The organism is Pontibacillus marinus BH030004 = DSM 16465, from assembly GCF_000425225.1.
Classification (GTDB): Bacteria; Bacillota; Bacilli; order Bacillales; family BH030062; genus Pontibacillus; species Pontibacillus marinus.
In genome coordinates, this window is sequence record NZ_AULJ01000035.1 from 14,220 (window position 1) to 30,676 (window position 16,457).

The window sequence follows — 16,457 nt, forward strand, 5'->3', positions numbered from 1 at the left end:
TAAGCGACAGATTCGCTCGGGTAGGCGATGGATTCGCTCGGGTAAGCGACAGATTCGCTCGGGTAAGCGACGGAATCGCTCGGGTAGGCGACGGAATCGCTCGGGTAGGAGACAGAATCCCACGGCTAGACGCCGAATTCCCTCGCCCCCCTGCACTACCGCCTCGCATTTTATCTCGAAACCAAGTATTCAACAAACGGGGGCTATAATGAAAAAAGCTCAGAGCATAAACTCTGAGCTTTTGGTGCTTTTATTAAATCACATATTTAAATATCGCAAAGAAGTGTACAACGGATCCGGCTATTACGAACAAGTGCCAGACGGCATGGTGGAAAGTGAAGCTTCTCCAAACATAAAAGATTGCCCCAATGGAATATAATACGCCGCCGACAACTAGTAAAACAATGCCTCCGAAAGCGAATGTTGCCACTAATGGACCCCAAGCAAGAACAATAATCCAACCCATCAATACATAAAATACCGTCGATAACACAACAAAGCGTTTTACAAAGAACATTTTAAAGATAACCCCTGAAATTGCAAGTCCCCAGACAATTCCAAATAACGTCCAACCTAATGTTCCACGAAGGTTAACTAATAATATAGGAGTGTAAGTCCCAGCAATGAACAAGTATATGGCTGCATGATCAAAAATTTCAAAGATGTCTTTCCATTTACCTGGCGGGAAGCTATGCACTAATGTAGAACACGTGTATAAAATGATCATAGTAGCACCGTAAATCGAGACAGCTACAATTTCCCAAGGGTTGCCTTCTAAACTAGCAAAAACAACAAGGAGAACAAGCGCTGCAATACTTAACAGAACACCAATACCGTGTGTGATTGCATTAGCAATTTCCTCTTTTTTCGTAAAAGTATGTGTTTCCAAGAGACAAAACCTCTTCCTAACCGTTTTCTCCATTATAGCTTTTTTGGGTCATATAAGCCAAAACATAACTATAAAAATTTTGTAAATGACTGTTGAGTAAATACATAAAAGCAATGAAACCTACAGATTTTAAGCTATCTCTATTATAATAAAAAGTGATTCCAAACAGAGCAAGAACATAACGGGGGAATGAAAATGGATCCATTAGATATCGTCGGAAATCTCAGTAACATAAAACCTGCTTATCAACCCGTATTTTCAGCGGTCAAACATGACATAATCGGATATGAAGTTCTTGGACGAATTGACCATGAGGGTGTTTGGAAGAGTCTTGGAGACTTTTTTCAGGATTCACAAGTGCCGGATGAATTTAAACTAGAAGTCGATACACACATCTTAACGATTGCGATAGAGGATATTATGAAACATGATGATAAAAAGCTTCTATTTATCAATCGTAATGCCAAAGAGCTAATGCTTGAAAATGGGGAGACATTTATTGAAGCCCTTCAACCCTTTGTAGAGAGAGGCTTTTCCCTGAGTCGAATTGTTCTTGAAATTACAGAACATGATTTTGATGAAGACTTTGAATCACTGAATCATTTATTACTTTATTATAAGACGTATGGAATTCAAATCGCAGTTGATCATGTAGGAGCGAAAAGTTCTAATCTTGATCGTTTGCGTCAATTAGAACCTCATATTTTGAAAGTTGACTCTAAGGTCTTGAGAGATAATGACTCAAGTGGTTATCAGGATATTATTTATTCCTTGTCTATGCTAGCAAGAAGAATTGGTGCAGCCTTATTATTTGAAAATATTGAGGATTCATTCCAGCTTTACTATGCATGGAAACATGGTGGACGCTTTTATCAAGGGTTTTACCTAGGGGAACCTTCTTATCACTTCTTAGATCCTTTCGAGAAGGAATCTCTTATCAAAAGCCAGGTAGATTCTTTTATAAGAAGAGAGAAAGAGGTAATCGAAAAACGACTTGAGTTTGTGCTTAAGTGGGATCAGTGTTTAAGGGATTCACTTGTCCATTGGGATGGACCTAAGCGTGCGGATTCCTATCTTGATAAGGTTACGTCTGACTTTAATTATGAAAGTTTTCGTATGTACATTTGTGATAGTAATGGGAAGCAGATATCATCTAACTTTCGACAAAGAGATGAAGAGTGGATCAAAGAACCAGAAATATTAGGAACTAACTGGGCATTTCGCCCATACTTTTTAGAAAATATGATGCAAATGAAAACGTGGAATAAAGGGCGTTTATCTGATCTTTATTCAGATATTGAAACAAGAGAAATGGTTCGCACGTTTAGTTTTCCGTTATCGGATCATCATTTTATTTTTATTGATATACGATATGACTTTATCTATGAAAATGAATCGTTATTGATGTGAAAAAGGCTGATCTCACTTGATTGTGAGGTCAGCCTTTTTTCTTCATTTTTTAAGGATATTCCCTAAAAAGATACATAGCTTGTCTGCTTGAGTGTGTTTTGTCTAAAAAGGATGTATACCTATTAACGATTCGTCATATCTTTTCAAAGAGTGCTTAAAACTGTGTTAATACTTGCAATCCTTGTCTCTTCTTGGTGTGATTTTACGAACGAATAGCCCTTTTTAGCATAATATATATTGATAGAATAAGAGGTAAGAAAGGAAAGTTGCCAACCATGAACTACCATTGCTTACATTGTTGTTTTATTACACAACAAGAAGATTTTTGTCCAGCTTGTGGCCAAAAAAATTTAATCCCGATTCACATCGAAGTTCATTCCAACAAAGGTGCAAAATAATAAAATCATGAAGAGAGATTTTTCCTTTTATGTAAGGAGTCTCTCTTTGGTTTAAAAGAAGGTGGAGGATCTATGAACAGTAGAATAATGTTGGTGGTGTTAAGTTTCGTTTTATTTACGTGTATTCCTAGTGTACAAGCAAGTGAACAAGTAGATCAGCCTGATTGGCAATCCATAATGGAACAAGCTCACAACGTTCAATCGAAATACTCAAACAAATCAGTTGAGTACACAACGATCCGTAAAGACTTCCGAACAGTATTTACAAAAGAAGCGATGATGTCCATTTTTATGGAGCATATTCTGATTCATGAGGAGTTATACCGTTTAGCATCAACAGACTTTTCACCTTACATTATTCCAAGCTTGAATTGGACAAGTTTTCATGTACAAGAATCAAGTAAGAATGAAGTTATCTTATTGGAAGACCATAGAGAACCTACAGAATTAATGGGGCCTCAACGAATTTTAAGAAAGGTTACCATTACTCAGACAGAAGAAGGTTGGAGAATCAGTCATTTAGATTGGGTACAAAAAGAAGAGTCCAATAAAGAGTAATGTTTTTTGATAAGCCGATACAAATAACATTTTTTTCAGATGAAAATATGTTACAATGTTTTTTGGGATGAAAAAAACAAAATTGACTCCTCATGTGTTCTTCAGAAGGAGTGTACGACAATGATAAGTATAGAACGAGAAGAACTAGATGAGTATTCAGTAGAAGACCTTATGATTCCATCCGAAAAAGTGGCCCACGTTCAAGGTGGGAACCCAATGGAACATGCTTTATTAGTATTAGTTAAATCCGGGTATTCTGCTGTACCTGTATTAGATGCTCAATATAAACTAAAAGGAATTATTAGTAAGACCATTATTATCGATAACATACTCGGAATTGAACAGTTTGAATTAGACAAATTATCCTCTATATGTGTTGAAGAAGTGATGGATACCGAAATTCCATACTTAAAACGCGGAAATTCTTTTGTTGATGGACTTCGATCTGTTATTGATCATCCTTTCGTGTGTGTCATTGATGAAGAAGGTCACTTTGATGGTATTTTAACTAGACGTGCCATTCTAAAGAGAACCAATCAACATTTAGACTTAAAAAAATCTTAATATGAACGATATAAATTGTTGGCTTATAAATTAAGCCAACAATTTTTCTGTGCAATCGTTTTGGGTTTGGGGGGATATGATGGAGCAATCTAGCCATCAGAAAACGAGTCAGTCTAATTCAAAGCGACCTTTTGTACTTGCTGCGATCATGCTGGCCATGTTTCTTGCTGCTATTGAAGCAACCATTGTTTCAACTGCTATGCCAAGTATTGCATCAGATCTTGGTGGATTTTCTTTATATAGCTGGGTGTTTTCTGCTTATTTGCTAACGAATGCGAGTACAGTACTTATCTTTGGTAAGCTATCAGATATTTTTGGTCGCAAACCAATCTTTTTAATGGGTATAAGTTTGTTTTTAACAGGATCGTTATTATGTGGCTTTTCAACTTCCATGGAAATGCTTATTGTATTTAGGTTTATTCAAGGTATTGGCGCTGGTGCGTTAATGCCTATAGCATCAACGATTGTTGGTGATATTTATACAAAAGAAGAGCGAGCTCAAATACAAGGGTATCTAGCAAGTGTGTGGGGGATTTCAGCTGTAACGGGTCCAGTACTAGGTGGCTTCTTTGTTGATGTTTTGAACTGGAAGTATGTATTCTGGATGAACCTTCCTTTAGGGTTTTTAGCGATTGTCGGAATTGTAGTGTTTTTCAAAGAGGACATTGAAAAAGAAAAACGATCAATTGATTACATAGGGTCTCTTCTTCTAATCTTTAGTGTATCTTCGTTAATGATGATTCTTGTTGAGGGTGGGGTAGCCATTCCATGGAATTCCAATACAATGTTTCTATTAATGATGTTCTCACTCATAGCTTTCCTCTTATTTATCTTTCAAGAACGAAGAGCTAAAGATCCGATGATGCCTTTTTCTATTTGGACCTATAGATCGATTACAGTCGCCAATATAACATCTTTAACAACAGGGATGATTTTAATTGGGGTATCAAGCTTCTTACCGGCATTTGTCCAGGGTGTAATGGAGCAATCAGCAACAGTAGCTGGATTTACACTGACTGCGATGTCTATTGGGTGGCCGATTTCTTCTACTATTGCAGGGCGACTTTTATTAAAGATTGGATTCCGAACGACTTCTATTTTGGGAGGATTAGCTCTTATAATTGGTGGAGTCTTCTTCTTCCTGCTAACTCCAGAGAAAGGACCTTTTTGGGCAGCTGCAGGTTCATTTTTCATTGGAGTGGGTATGGGTTTATCAACAACTTCTTTTATTGTTTCAATTCAAAACACGGTGGATTGGAAAAGAAGAGGTATTGCTACAGCCACAAATATGTTTATGCGGACGTTAGGAAGTGCACTTGGAGCAGCACTCTTGGGTGGTATTCTGAATGGGAAAATACAATCTGTTATTAAGGAAAGAGGTCTTGAAAATCAAGCTTCAGTGGATACAACAAATATCCTGTTAGACGCTGAAAAAAGAAGCTCGCTCTCAGAGGATGTGCTACAAACTCTGCAAGATGCATTAACGATTGGATTGCATCAAGTTTATATTGGGTTACTCTTACTTGCAATCCTATCTTTTGTCTTAATCATATTTTTACCTAAAGGTGATAAAGCATGAATTCTTGTCACGGCGAACTCACTTTGATAAAGTAATAAAGAGTCTTACATATGAAGGAGGAGCAATCCCATGGAAATGATGGACGCAAATGAAATTATTTCATTTATTTCAAACAGTAAAAAATCAACACCAGTGAAAGTATATATTAAAGGTGAAAACCTTAAGACGATTGACTTTGGTGAAGATGTTAAGGATTTCGTTCACAACGAATCAGGCGTATTATTTGGTGAGTGGAAGGATATCGAACCTCTACTTAAAGAAAACAAAGATTCAATCGCTGATTATGTTGTAGAAAATGACCGTCGTAACTCTGCTATTCCTACTCTTGACCTTAAAAACGTAAATGCTCGTATCGAGCCAGGTGCAACAATCCGTGATCAGGTTGAGATCGGTGATGGTGCAGTTATCATGATGGGTGCGACCATTAACATTGGTTCTGTTGTAGGTGAAGGCACAATGATCGACATGAACGTTGCACTTGGTGGACGTGCTACTGTTGGTAAGAATTGCCACATTGGTGCTGGGACAGTATTAGCTGGCGTAATCGAGCCACCATCTGCTAAGCCTGTTGTAGTAGAAGACGAAGTCGTAATCGGAGCTAATGTTGTTGTTCTTGAAGGTGTAACAGTTGGGAAAGGCTCTGTAGTTGCTGCAGGCGCTGTTGTTACACAAGATGTGCCTCCAAATTCTGTAGTTGCAGGTACACCTGCCAAAGTCATCAAAGAAATTGATGAGCAGACAAAAGGTAAAACAGAGATTAAACAAGAACTACGTAAGTTAGATCAATAAAGAATGGAAGCAGGAGTGCAATGCTCCTGCTTTTTTCATAAACAAATTGAGGTGAAATAGGTGAATCTAGAACAATTGCAAAGCATTCGAAGAGATTTACACCAAATTCCTGAGCTTGGCTTCCAAGAGAAAAAAACACAACAATATCTTCTTGAATACCTTCATCGTATTAAAAATGAAAAGATGGAGATTCAAACTTGGAAAACCGGGGTATTGGTAAAAATCACAGGTAGGAATGCTGAAGAAACAATCGCATATCGTGCAGATATTGATGCACTTCCGATTACTGAAGAAACAAACTACTCGTTTGAGTCTCAACATAAAGGGAACATGCATGCATGTGGTCATGATTTTCATATGACGATTGCACTTGGTGCGCTAACACGATTAGCAGAGAACCCTCCACATAACAATGTGGTATTTATTTTCCAACCTGCTGAGGAAAACCCTGGAGGGGCACTTCCTATGCTGCAGAGTGAGGAATTAAAAGCATGGTGGCCTGATCGGATTTTCGCCTTACATATTGCACCTGAATACCCTGTTGGGACGATCGCTTCACGAAGCGGTTTGTTATTTGCAAACACGAGCGAACTCTTTATGGATTTTAAAGGAAAAGGTGGACATGCAGCATACCCGCATACAGCAAAGGACATGGTGGTAGCTGCTAGTTCTTTTAACGTCCAGGCCCAACACATTGTTGCTCGTACAGTAGATCCTCTGGATTCAGCTGTCCTGACAGTAGGGAAGATGACAGCAGGTTTTGTTCAAAATGGTATTGCTGAAAATGCTCGTTTAGAAGGAACCATGCGAGCTTTTAAAGCCGAAACGATGTCAGGTATGAAGCAAAATGTTGAAGGGTTGGCTAAAGCCATCGAATTGGCCTATGAATGCACCGTATCCATTGATTATGGATCGAACTATTATCAAGTATTTAATCATGAACAGTTTATGGAACCATTTCAACAGATTGTCGAAAAACGAGGGTTTAAATATGTAGATTGTCCGCCTGCCATGACAGGTGAAGACTTCGGCTATATGCTTCGTGATATTCCAGGCTTTATGTTCTGGCTTGGTGTAGATTCTCCTTATGGACTTCACCATAGCCAATTGCAGCCAAAGGAAGAAGCGTTAGAAGTAGGGGTTCAAGTTGTAGAAGCGACTATTCGAGAGCTCTAACAGTCGTGCATACCCTTCTGGGAAGAGGATACACTAACGGTTGAAGGACTGTGTCCTGAGATTAGAAGGAGGTATGTATTGTGGCTCGAATTGGAGTTGAAGGAACATTAACAGATGTAAAAAATGCGCTACAATCAAAAGGTCATGATTGCGTAGATTTACGCAATGAAGATGACGCAAATGGATGCGACTGCTGCGTAATATCTGGTCAGGATAAAGATGTTATGGGTATGGCAGATGCTTCTATTCAAGGTTCAGTGATCAATGCCGATGGAATGACAGCAGATGAGGTTTGTCAGGCTGTTGAGGCACGTGGACAACAATAGAGTGTCCCTAAGCTGGCTCAATAGAGTTGAGTCAGCTTTCTTTTTATTCATTCAGATCATTGCAGTTATCTTATTCTATATTGTTTTTATGGTTTAGGGGAGAGGTTGTATGATTACGTTAAAAATAGGATTAGTTATTGTTCTAATCATTGCGACTGCATTTTTTGTAGCTAGTGAATTTGCTATTGTCAAAGTAAGAAAGAGCCGTATTGAATCATTATCACAGAATGGTAACAAGAAAGCTGATAAAGTTTTACACATTATAAAAAATCTAGATAATTATTTATCTGCCTGCCAATTGGGGATTACGATTACCTCACTAGGTTTGGGTTGGCTAGGGGAGCCGACGGTAGATAAGTTATTACGACCTGTTTTTGCTCAATTTGGTTTACCAGAAGCTTTAAGTCATACAGTCTCATTTGCGGTATCATTCTTTATTATTACATTTCTTCATGTTGTTTTAGGCGAGTTAGCTCCAAAGACAATTGCTATTCAAAAAGCCGAGTCCATTTCGCTTATGTTAGCTCGACCATTAATTTGGTTCCACCGCATCATGTATCCATTTATCTGGTTGCTAAATGGCTCAGCGAATATGTTTGTTCGTCTGTTTGGCTATCAAACCACTAAAGAGCAAGAAGAGGTTCACTCTGAAGAAGAACTACGCTATATATTAACTCAAAGCTATCAACAAGGAGAAATCACACCTTCTGAGTATAAATATGTAGATCGCATTTTTGAATTTGATAATCGATCAGCCAAAGAAATTATGATCCCACGTACAGAAGTAGTTGTTGTGGATGTTAATGAATCTATGACTGAGATTATGGAGAGAATGCGTGCGGAACGTTATTCGAGATATCCGGTTATTAACGAGGATAAAGACGATATTGTCGGAGTTATTCATATGAAAGAATTGTTTTATGATAACTGTGATGATACAAGTCATATTAGGGATTATATACGACCTGTTCCAAAAATTTTCGAAAACGTTGCTTTAAAAGACTTGCTTCTGAAAATGCAAAAGGAACATATTCATATGGCCATTTTAACGGATGAATATGGAGGGACATCTGGTATAGCTACTGTAGAAGATATCTTAGAAGAGATTGTCGGCGAAATTCGAGATGAATTCGATGAATCTGAAGAATTACCGATGGAGAAGCTTGAAGACGGAACAAGGCTGCTAGACGGTAAAATGTCTATTCAAGATGTAAATGATTTCTTTAACTTAAACCTTGATCACGATGAAGTAGATACGATATCAGGTTGGGTTTTAACACAATACATTGAAGCAGAAGAAGGAACAGAGATCGAAGTCGATCCTTATCTATTTAGAGTAGAAGAGATGGAAGATTCCTATATCAGAAAGATAAAAGTGTGGGAGAAAGAATAAAAAAGGTTTGAGGGGCATGCCCCTCAAACCTTTTTTAATATTTAACTTTCTTTCTTTTCAATGTAAACCTGATGTGGGAATGGGATTTCAATACCAGCCGCATCAAGTGCTTCCTTCATACGCTTACGCAGGTCCCGTTCAACAGCCCATTGTTGCATGTTTTCTGTGTGACCTAATACACGTAGGACAACGTCAGAAGAGCCTAATGTTTGTACGCCCAATACATTTGGACCATCCTTGAAGCGGTCGTCGTTTTGAGCAAATTCATCACAAACTTGTTGCAATACTTTCATAGCTTCATCAATGTTTTCACCATAAGCTATGCCAATATCAACTAGTGCACGCATGTTTCCTCTAGAGTGGTTACTTACTGTGTTAATGTGTCGGTTCGGTACAAAATTTAATGTTCCGTCAAAGCTTCGGATTTGAGTTGTTCTTAATCCGATTTCTTCAACAACTCCATTCATACCACCAGCAGTTACGTATTCATCTACTTCAATTTGCTTTTCAATTAACAGGAAAAATCCTGTTACGATATCACTTACTAGCCCTTGTGCACCAAAGCCGATCGCAAGTCCAATAATACCTGCTCCTGCAATAAGTGGTGCTAGGTCGATGTTTAATAACCCAAAGATGGTAGCGATAAGGATAAAGCCTAAAACGTATGAATAAACATTAATGCTTAATTTTTCTAATGTTTTAGAACGTCCTTCAGAAATTTTCTGCTTTTTACCTGCCTTTTGAATAGAAGAGGTAATAACTTTCTTTCCGATAGGAGATATAATTAAGAAAACAATCAGTACAAGGCCAATTTTAAGTCCGCCTGTTATAACAGCTTCTAAAAGACCTCCCATATTAAATTCTCCGTCTTTCATAAAATCCATGGAATTGCTCCTTTCAGTGTCTCGCATGTAAGTCTTTTTTCTCTATAAAATCTACTATACTTTATTTCGACATGTGATTTCAATTAATAGGAAAGAATAGATGGGTGCAAGCTTAAGCATAAGCAAATCATTTTCAATCTTTTCAATTTTATTGTTTAATGAAAATAGGTTTTGGGAAATATGAATAAGGGTGTTTTTTGGTGTGAGGGGAATTTGTCTCCAGATTAAATTAATTTTAATATAACATTGACTATTAATAATGGCTTCGTTATAATATCTATTGTGTTTAAAACCACACCAAATGTTGGTTATAGGAGCAAAAAATTGCTCTATTAAATACTTACTCAAATATGGAGGGATCACTTATGGCAGAACGTCTAGTAGGAAAACAAGCTCCACGTTTTGAAATGGATGCTGTAATGCCTAACAAAGAATTCGAAAAAGTAAGTCTTGAGAACATTATGAAAGAAGACAAATGGACAGTCCTTTTCTTCTATCCAATGGACTTCACTTTCGTATGCCCAACAGAAATCACTGCAATGTCTGACCGTTATGACGAATTTGAAGATCTTGATGCAGAGGTTATTGGCGTATCTACTGATACAGTTCACACTCACAAAGCATGGATCAACACTTCTCGTGATGATAACGGATTAGGTGATCTTGCTTATCCATTAGCAGCTGACACAAACCACAAAGTTTCTACTGAATATGGTGTACTTTTAGAGGATGAAGGTGTTGCACTTCGCGGACTATTCATCATCAGCCCTGAAGGTGAATTAAAGCACGCAACAATTAACCACAATGATGTAGGCCGTGACGTAGACGAAACACTTCGAGTACTACAAGCACTACAAACTGGTGGACTTTGCCCAGCAAACTGGAAGCCAGGTCAAGAAACTCTATAATATAAGACAAAATCAGGGTCTAACCATAGTGTTAGACCTTTTTCCTATCCACACAACAAAGAAGCTCCAAATCAAAGGAGGATAATCAAATGAAATTAAGAGCGCCAATGCCTGAATTATCAGGTGCAACTGAATGGTTAAATGGTGAAGTGACCAAGGAAGATCTTTTAGGTGACAAACCAACATTAATTCACTTCTGGTCTGTAAGCTGTGGCTTATGTAAAGAAGCAATGCCAAATGTAAATGAGTTCCGTGATCGTTATAGTGACGAGTTAAATGTTGTAGCTGTTCATATGCCTCGTTCAGAAAAGGACCTTGATCTTGATAAGATTAAGGAAACAGCTGAAGAGCATGGTATTTCTCAGCCGATTTTCGTTGACAACAAACACGCCCTTACAGATGCATTCGAAAACCAATACGTTCCAGCTTATTATGTGTTTGATGAAGAAGGTAACCTTCGTCATTTCCAAGCTGGCGGTGGCGGTATGAAAATGCTTGAAAAGCGCGTGAACCGTGTACTAGGTAATAAATAAGGTCATGATCGAAGCTCCAGTCTTTTAGGCTGGGGCTTTTATTTATGATAGAAGACTCTTTAAGAATTCTTCCCAATATTACGAATAGGTCTAAAGGCATGTTTTTATTTCATAAATATTGTTATATCCCTATCCATCAACCTAAATTGAAAAGAGCATTTAAAATTTTAAAAAAATTTATGCAAATGGGTGGAAATTTATTTCGGAACTCGATATATTTATAATTACGTAAAAAAATTACAAAGAAAAAGGAGGGGGCACTTTGGATACGTTTAAGAAGTTGAAGATGTACTATCTACCATTTAAGAAGTATTTCTTCATATCATTAGTGTTTCTGCTGTTAGTTACTGGGATAACGGTGGTTTATCCGATCGTATTACAGAAAACGATTGATGATGTTGTAACGCCAGAGCGCTATGAATTAATACCATATTTGGCATTAGCTTTTATTGGACTAATGTTAATCAAAGGAATTGCTACTTATTTACATCAATACTTAGGTGACTTGTTTGGAATTAAATCCGTATATACATTAAGGGACGGTTTATATCAGAAACTACAACGTTTACCATTTCGTTATTATGATAATGCAAGAACAGGAGACTTAATGTCACGTCTTACAGCAGATGTGGAAGCTTTCCGTTTCTTCTTATCGTTTGGTTTCTCAGAATTTATTCGTATCACTTCACTAATCCTGATTAGTTTGAGTGTTATGTTTTATTATTCTGTACCACTTGCACTGGTAACAATGGCAGCTATGCCTTTCTTAGCAGTTGTTGTGTTTCAATTTGATCGTCGAGTACACCCGGCGTTCCGAGGCATAAGAAAAGCTTTTGGACGCTTAAACACACGTGTACAAGAGAACATCAGCGGAATGAACACGGTTAAATCACTATCTCGAGAAGATTTCGAGATCGGACGTTTTGTTGATAAAAACGATGACTATCGTCAGAACTACTTAACAACAGCCTCAATTTGGGCTAAGTATTTTCCTTTAATGGAGTTCATCGGAAACATTTGTGTAGTTGCTTTGTTAGCATATGGTGGACACTTAGTTATCACTAATGATTTGAAGCCAGGGGAACTTGTGGCTTTCTTTAGTCTCGTTTGGTACATTCTTGGACCTCTTATGAACTTTGGTTTCGTGATTAATTTGTTCTCTCAATCAAAAGCATCTGGAGAACGGTTATTAGAAATTCTAGAAGCTAAGGAAGATATCCAAGAGATTGAGGAACCGATTCGAAAAGCACGTATGGATGGCCATGTAACGTTTAAGAATGTAACGCTATCCTATGAGGAAGATGATGATTCAGCACTAAAAGATATTAGTTTTGATGCCCCTCCAGGCAAAACAGTTGGTTTGATAGGTGCAACAGGTTCAGGAAAAACAAGTATTACGCAATTGGTTACTCGTTTCTATGAACCTCAAGAGGGTGAAGTACTTGTCGATAACAAGCCTGTAGATCAATATGGCTTAAAAGAGCTTAGAAGCAATATCGGGTTTGTATTACAAGAGTCGTTCTTGTTCTCAACAACCATTAAAGAGAACATTGCGTATGGAAATCCAGAAGCTTCTATGGATGATATTATCGATGCAGCCAAACGCGCACAAGCTCACGACTTCATTATGGAAATGCCAAACGGCTACGACACATTGCTTGGTGAGCGTGGTATGGGGCTTTCTGGTGGTCAGAAGCAGCGTGTAGCAATTGCTCGTGCGATTTTAATTGATCCAAGTATTCTTGTTTTAGATGACGCTACGTCAGCCGTTGATATGGAAACAGAACTACGTATTCAAAAAGCACTAAGAGAAGTCATGGTAGGTCGAACGACATTTATCATCGCCCACCGCATTTCATCACTTAAACATGCTGATGAAATCCTTGTTTTAGAGGATGGAAAGATTGTAGAACGTGGTGTACATGATGAATTGCTTAGTAATGGAGGGCCATACCAACGTATTTACGATATCCAATACCAAGATAAAGAAGCGATAATGGAAGCTTCTAAGAATGCATAAAGGGGGGAGAGAACTTGGCCAAACGTCGACAAGAAGAAAAAGTGAGCCCACATTTAAAACGGTTTAAATATACACAAGACCAAGCCATTGAAAAACCATTTAACTGGCAACAGATGGTTCGTATGTTGCAATACCTTAAACCTTACTCTAAGAAATTATTACCTTTAGCTATTTTAGCTATGCTTGTTTCAACGGCAGTACGTTTAGCTGTCCCGATTCTTATTGGTAAAGTAGCAATTGACGTTGCTATAGATGGCGAGAATCCAACCTTACTAACATGGCTTGTTGTAGCTATTGGTGTCCTTTACTTATTAAGCTATGTAGGGAACTCTCTGAGAATTAAATGGGTGAATATTTTGGGGCAGAATGTGATTTATGACTTGAGAAAGCATTTGTTTTCTCACGTCCAACGTTTGTCCCATAAATTCTTTGATTCGAAATCAGCTGGTTCCATTCTAGTTCGAATTATGAACGATATTAATTCCCTTCAAGAACTATTTACGAACGGAATTATCAACTTATTAATGGATGTTGTTACATTGTTCGGTATCGTTGTGATTTTGCTTGTGCTAAGTCCAAAGCTTGCCCTTGCCATCATGGTTATCTTACCAATCATGTTCTATATTTCTACAAAGCTACGTAGAAATATACGACGATCTTGGCAACAGGTTCGTATTCAGCAATCTCGCTTAAACTCACACTTGAATGAAAGTATTCAAGGCATTCGTATTACGCAATCTTTTTCCCAGGAAAAAGAGAATACAGAATACTTTGATGGTGTGAATACAGACAACTTTGAAAGCTGGAGAAATGCAACGAAGAAAAGTGCGATGTTCCGTCCTTTCGTTGAGATGAGTAATGCAGTGGGTACGGTGATCCTCATTTCATTTGGTGCTTACTTAATTATTCAAGGACCTTCAAATGGCGGTATTGAATTAGGCACATTTGTTACATTTGCCTTTTTCTTAGGGATGTTCTGGGAGCCAATTTCCCGTCTTGGTCAAATGTATAATCAGCTTCTTATGGCAATGGCAGCATCTGAACGTATATTCGAATTCTTAGATGAAGAGCCGAATGTTGAAGAACGTCAAGACGCAATTGAGCTTCAAGATATGAAAGGCCACATTGAATTTGATCATGTTCAGTTTGCTTATGATGAAGAACGAATTGCTCTTCATGATATCTCATTAGAAATGAAAGCTGGTCAAACCGTCGCATTAGTTGGTCATACAGGTAGTGGTAAGTCTACAATTGCAAACTTAATCAGTCGATTCTATGATCCAACGAAAGGTTCTGTGAAAATCGATGGTCATGATTTAAGAGACCTAACATTAAATAGTGTGCGTCAACAAATTAGTGTTGTGCTACAGGATACATTTATCTTCTCTGGTACCATAAAGGAAAACATTCGATTTGGTCGCCCTGATGCTAGTGATGAAGAGGTTATGGAAGCAGCAAAAGTTGTAGGTGCAGATGACTTTATTCAGCGACTAGCAAATGGATATGAAACAGAGGTAGAAGAACGAGGAAATATCCTATCAGCTGGTGAACGTCAGCTTCTATCCTTTGCGCGTGCGTTACTAGCCGATCCAAAGATATTAATTTTAGATGAGGCGACATCAAGTATTGATACGGAGACTGAAGTGAAAATTCAAGAGGCTCTCCAACGTTTATTAAAAGGACGTACAGCGATCATTATCGCTCACCGTCTATCAACGATTCGTGAATCTGACAATATCTTTGTCCTTGAACACGGTAAAATTCTTGAACAAGGAAACCATTCCGAGTTAATGGAGCAACGTGGAGAATACTTTGACTTAGTTAAAACTCAATTCCAAATGCTCGATGCAATGTAATGAGATCCTGTCCCTTTTGGGGGGCAGGATTTTTTTATTTGTCCCCTTGATCAGCTATCCCTTCTCCCTCTCTAAAATAGCGCTTCTAAGTCTGCTTCCAATTCCACCATTGTTTTCAAATTTGGTGACGTTTTTTTGACACATTTACATGAAATCGGTCTCAATAAAACATGATCTGATATGATATTCAAACGGCAAGACCATAGAACATGTTTTGTGATTGACTGAACAATCTAATGAACTTTGTACTTAAAAAATTACATCAAGAATTAGGTAGGTGACCTCATATGAGAATTTTTAAACCACTCGTGCTAGGGAGTTTTTTGCTAGTGTTTCTTAGTGGGTGTAGTGCATTGCCTGTCTTGGATCCTAAGGGTCCGGTTGGTGAGGCACAAAAGGACTTAATTTTCTGGTCCATAGCGCTCATGTTATTTATTGTTGCAGTTGTTTTTGCGCTGTTCACATTTATGGTAGTTCGTTACAGAGAGAGACCTGGTTACGAAACACATGAACCAGAAGAGATGGAAGGAAACATATGGCTAGAATTGCTTTGGACAGGAGTTCCGGTCATTATCGTTGTCCTTCTTGCTGTACCGACTGTAAATACAATTTATCAATTAGAAGAACCACCAAGCAGTACAAAAGAAAAAGAGCCTCTAGTCATTCATGCGACTTCTGCAGATTGGAAATGGTTCTTCAGTTATCCAGAGCAAGATATTGAAACGGTAAACTATCTTCACATTCCAGAAGATCGACCAATTCTGTTTAAACTAACATCAGCTGATTCCATGGCGGCTCTATGGATTCCTCGTTTAGGTGGACAGGAATACAATATGAATGGCATGCGTACTGAGCTATTTTTACAAGCTGATGAACCAGGCGTATATAACGGCCGTAACGCAAACTTCACAGGTGAAGGCTTTACTGAGCAAAGGTTTAAAGTTTATGCACAAAAACCTGAGGAGTTCCAAAAGTGGGTTGATAAAACCCAAGAAAAAGCACCTAAGCTAACTAAAGATAAATATGATCATATGCTTCTTCCTGGTCATGTAGAGCGACAAACGTTCTCTTCAACGCATTTACAGTATGTTGATCACGCCAAAAATGCGGAATACACAGTAAACGTGCGAGAACGCTTAGGATATGACCCTGAAGAGGAAAGCTCACATTAAGA

16 protein-coding genes are annotated in these 16,457 nt (G+C 38.1%); 14 read left to right on the forward strand and 2 right to left on the reverse strand.

The genetic code is table 11. The features are described 5' to 3' along the window. The coding region (locus tag H514_RS25465; protein ID WP_211226779.1) for a hypothetical protein at positions 1 to 209 on the forward strand (209 nt) is incomplete at its 5' end. A 44-nt stretch (positions 210 to 253) separates the two neighbouring features. Here the strand turns inward: H514_RS25465 and trhA are convergent. Then, positions 254 to 922: a PAQR family membrane homeostasis protein TrhA gene (gene trhA / locus H514_RS0107790; protein ID WP_036843677.1), complete on the reverse strand. Its 669-nt coding sequence runs from the start codon at positions 920 to 922 to the stop codon at positions 254 to 256. A 162-nt stretch (positions 923 to 1,084) separates the two neighbouring features. On the opposite strand from trhA, the gene H514_RS0107795 reads away from it, so the two are divergent. The 8 genes from H514_RS0107795 to H514_RS0107830 all read left to right on the forward strand — a co-directional run bounded on the left by H514_RS0107795 (position 1,085) and on the right by H514_RS0107830 (position 9,082). Further along, positions 1,085 to 2,299: an EAL domain-containing protein gene (locus H514_RS0107795; protein ID WP_027446450.1), complete on the forward strand. Its 1,215-nt coding sequence runs from the start codon at positions 1,085 to 1,087 to the stop codon at positions 2,297 to 2,299. Between the two features lie 470 nt (positions 2,300 to 2,769). Continuing rightward, the gene (locus H514_RS0107800; protein WP_027446451.1) at positions 2,770 to 3,255 is read left to right on the forward strand and encodes a DUF3993 domain-containing protein; all 486 of its coding nucleotides are present in this window, start codon (positions 2,770 to 2,772) and stop codon (positions 3,253 to 3,255) included. A 120-nt stretch (positions 3,256 to 3,375) separates the two neighbouring features. Beyond that, complete coding sequence (gene cbpB, locus H514_RS0107805; RefSeq protein ID WP_027446452.1) at positions 3,376 to 3,819, forward strand: cyclic-di-AMP-binding protein CbpB; 444 nt, start codon at positions 3,376 to 3,378, stop codon at positions 3,817 to 3,819. 79 nt (positions 3,820 to 3,898) lie between these two features. Continuing rightward, positions 3,899 to 5,398: an MDR family MFS transporter gene (locus tag H514_RS0107810; RefSeq protein WP_036843679.1), complete on the forward strand. Its 1,500-nt coding sequence runs from the start codon at positions 3,899 to 3,901 to the stop codon at positions 5,396 to 5,398. A 69-nt stretch (positions 5,399 to 5,467) separates the two neighbouring features. Then, on the forward strand, positions 5,468 to 6,187 hold the full coding sequence (gene dapD / locus H514_RS0107815) for a 2,3,4,5-tetrahydropyridine-2,6-dicarboxylate N-acetyltransferase (RefSeq protein ID WP_027446454.1): 720 nt from the start codon (positions 5,468 to 5,470) through the stop codon (positions 6,185 to 6,187). 60 nt (positions 6,188 to 6,247) lie between these two features. Further along, on the forward strand, positions 6,248 to 7,363 hold the full coding sequence (locus tag H514_RS0107820; protein WP_027446455.1) for an N-acetyldiaminopimelate deacetylase: 1,116 nt from the start codon (positions 6,248 to 6,250) through the stop codon (positions 7,361 to 7,363). An 80-nt stretch (positions 7,364 to 7,443) separates the two neighbouring features. Then, positions 7,444 to 7,689 carry a YkuS family protein gene (locus H514_RS0107825; RefSeq protein ID WP_027446456.1) on the forward strand — a complete coding sequence of 82 codons (246 nt, stop codon included), beginning with the start codon at positions 7,444 to 7,446 and terminating at the stop codon, positions 7,687 to 7,689. Positions 7,690 to 7,798: 109 nt separating this feature from the next. Continuing rightward, a complete protein-coding gene (locus tag H514_RS0107830; protein ID WP_027446457.1) occupies positions 7,799 to 9,082 on the forward strand; it encodes a hemolysin family protein in 1,284 nt (427 codons plus the stop codon). Positions 9,083 to 9,123: 41 nt separating this feature from the next. Here H514_RS0107830 and H514_RS0107835 read toward each other — a convergent pair whose 3' ends face one another. Beyond that, on the reverse strand, positions 9,124 to 9,966 hold the full coding sequence (locus H514_RS0107835; RefSeq protein WP_027446458.1) for a mechanosensitive ion channel family protein: 843 nt from the start codon (positions 9,964 to 9,966) through the stop codon (positions 9,124 to 9,126). 365 nt (positions 9,967 to 10,331) lie between these two features. Between H514_RS0107835 and H514_RS0107840 the strand changes: the two genes are divergently transcribed. The 5 genes from H514_RS0107840 to qoxA all read left to right on the forward strand — a co-directional run bounded on the left by H514_RS0107840 (position 10,332) and on the right by qoxA (position 16,455). Continuing rightward, positions 10,332 to 10,874: a peroxiredoxin gene (locus tag H514_RS0107840; protein ID WP_027446459.1), complete on the forward strand. Its 543-nt coding sequence runs from the start codon at positions 10,332 to 10,334 to the stop codon at positions 10,872 to 10,874. Positions 10,875 to 10,963: 89 nt separating this feature from the next. Then, a complete protein-coding gene (locus H514_RS0107845; protein WP_027446460.1) occupies positions 10,964 to 11,407 on the forward strand; it encodes a TlpA family protein disulfide reductase in 444 nt (147 codons plus the stop codon). 262 nt (positions 11,408 to 11,669) lie between these two features. Continuing rightward, complete coding sequence (locus H514_RS0107850) at positions 11,670 to 13,427, forward strand: ABC transporter ATP-binding protein (RefSeq protein WP_027446461.1); 1,758 nt, start codon at positions 11,670 to 11,672, stop codon at positions 13,425 to 13,427. Between the two features lie 113 nt (positions 13,428 to 13,540). After that, complete coding sequence (locus tag H514_RS0107855) at positions 13,541 to 15,283, forward strand: ABC transporter ATP-binding protein (RefSeq protein ID WP_407946868.1); 1,743 nt, start codon at positions 13,541 to 13,543, stop codon at positions 15,281 to 15,283. A 287-nt stretch (positions 15,284 to 15,570) separates the two neighbouring features. After that, on the forward strand, positions 15,571 to 16,455 hold the full coding sequence (qoxA, locus tag H514_RS22765; RefSeq protein WP_051255081.1) for a cytochrome aa3 quinol oxidase subunit II: 885 nt from the start codon (positions 15,571 to 15,573) through the stop codon (positions 16,453 to 16,455). Positions 16,456 to 16,457 lie beyond the last annotated feature (2 nt).

Excerpts from the sequence above, each read along its gene's own strand:
- trhA (WP_036843677.1), bottom strand. The coding sequence starts at position 922 with ATGGAGAAAACGGTTAGGAAGAGGTTTTGTCTCTTGGAAACACATACT.
- H514_RS0107795 (WP_027446450.1), top strand. The coding sequence starts at position 1,085 with ATGGATCCATTAGATATCGTCGGAAATCTCAGTAACATAAAACCTGCT.
- H514_RS0107800 (WP_027446451.1), top strand. The coding sequence starts at position 2,770 with ATGAACAGTAGAATAATGTTGGTGGTGTTAAGTTTCGTTTTATTTACG.
- cbpB (WP_027446452.1), top strand. The coding sequence starts at position 3,376 with ATGATAAGTATAGAACGAGAAGAACTAGATGAGTATTCAGTAGAAGAC.
- H514_RS0107810 (WP_036843679.1), top strand. The coding sequence starts at position 3,899 with ATGGAGCAATCTAGCCATCAGAAAACGAGTCAGTCTAATTCAAAGCGA.
- dapD (WP_027446454.1), top strand. The coding sequence starts at position 5,468 with ATGGAAATGATGGACGCAAATGAAATTATTTCATTTATTTCAAACAGT.
- H514_RS0107830 (WP_027446457.1), top strand. The coding sequence starts at position 7,799 with ATGATTACGTTAAAAATAGGATTAGTTATTGTTCTAATCATTGCGACT.
- H514_RS0107835 (WP_027446458.1), bottom strand. The coding sequence starts at position 9,966 with ATGGATTTTATGAAAGACGGAGAATTTAATATGGGAGGTCTTTTAGAA.
- H514_RS0107840 (WP_027446459.1), top strand. The coding sequence starts at position 10,332 with ATGGCAGAACGTCTAGTAGGAAAACAAGCTCCACGTTTTGAAATGGAT.
- H514_RS0107845 (WP_027446460.1), top strand. The coding sequence starts at position 10,964 with ATGAAATTAAGAGCGCCAATGCCTGAATTATCAGGTGCAACTGAATGG.
- H514_RS0107855 (WP_407946868.1), top strand. The coding sequence starts at position 13,541 with ATGGTTCGTATGTTGCAATACCTTAAACCTTACTCTAAGAAATTATTA.
- qoxA (WP_051255081.1), top strand. The coding sequence starts at position 15,571 with ATGAGAATTTTTAAACCACTCGTGCTAGGGAGTTTTTTGCTAGTGTTT.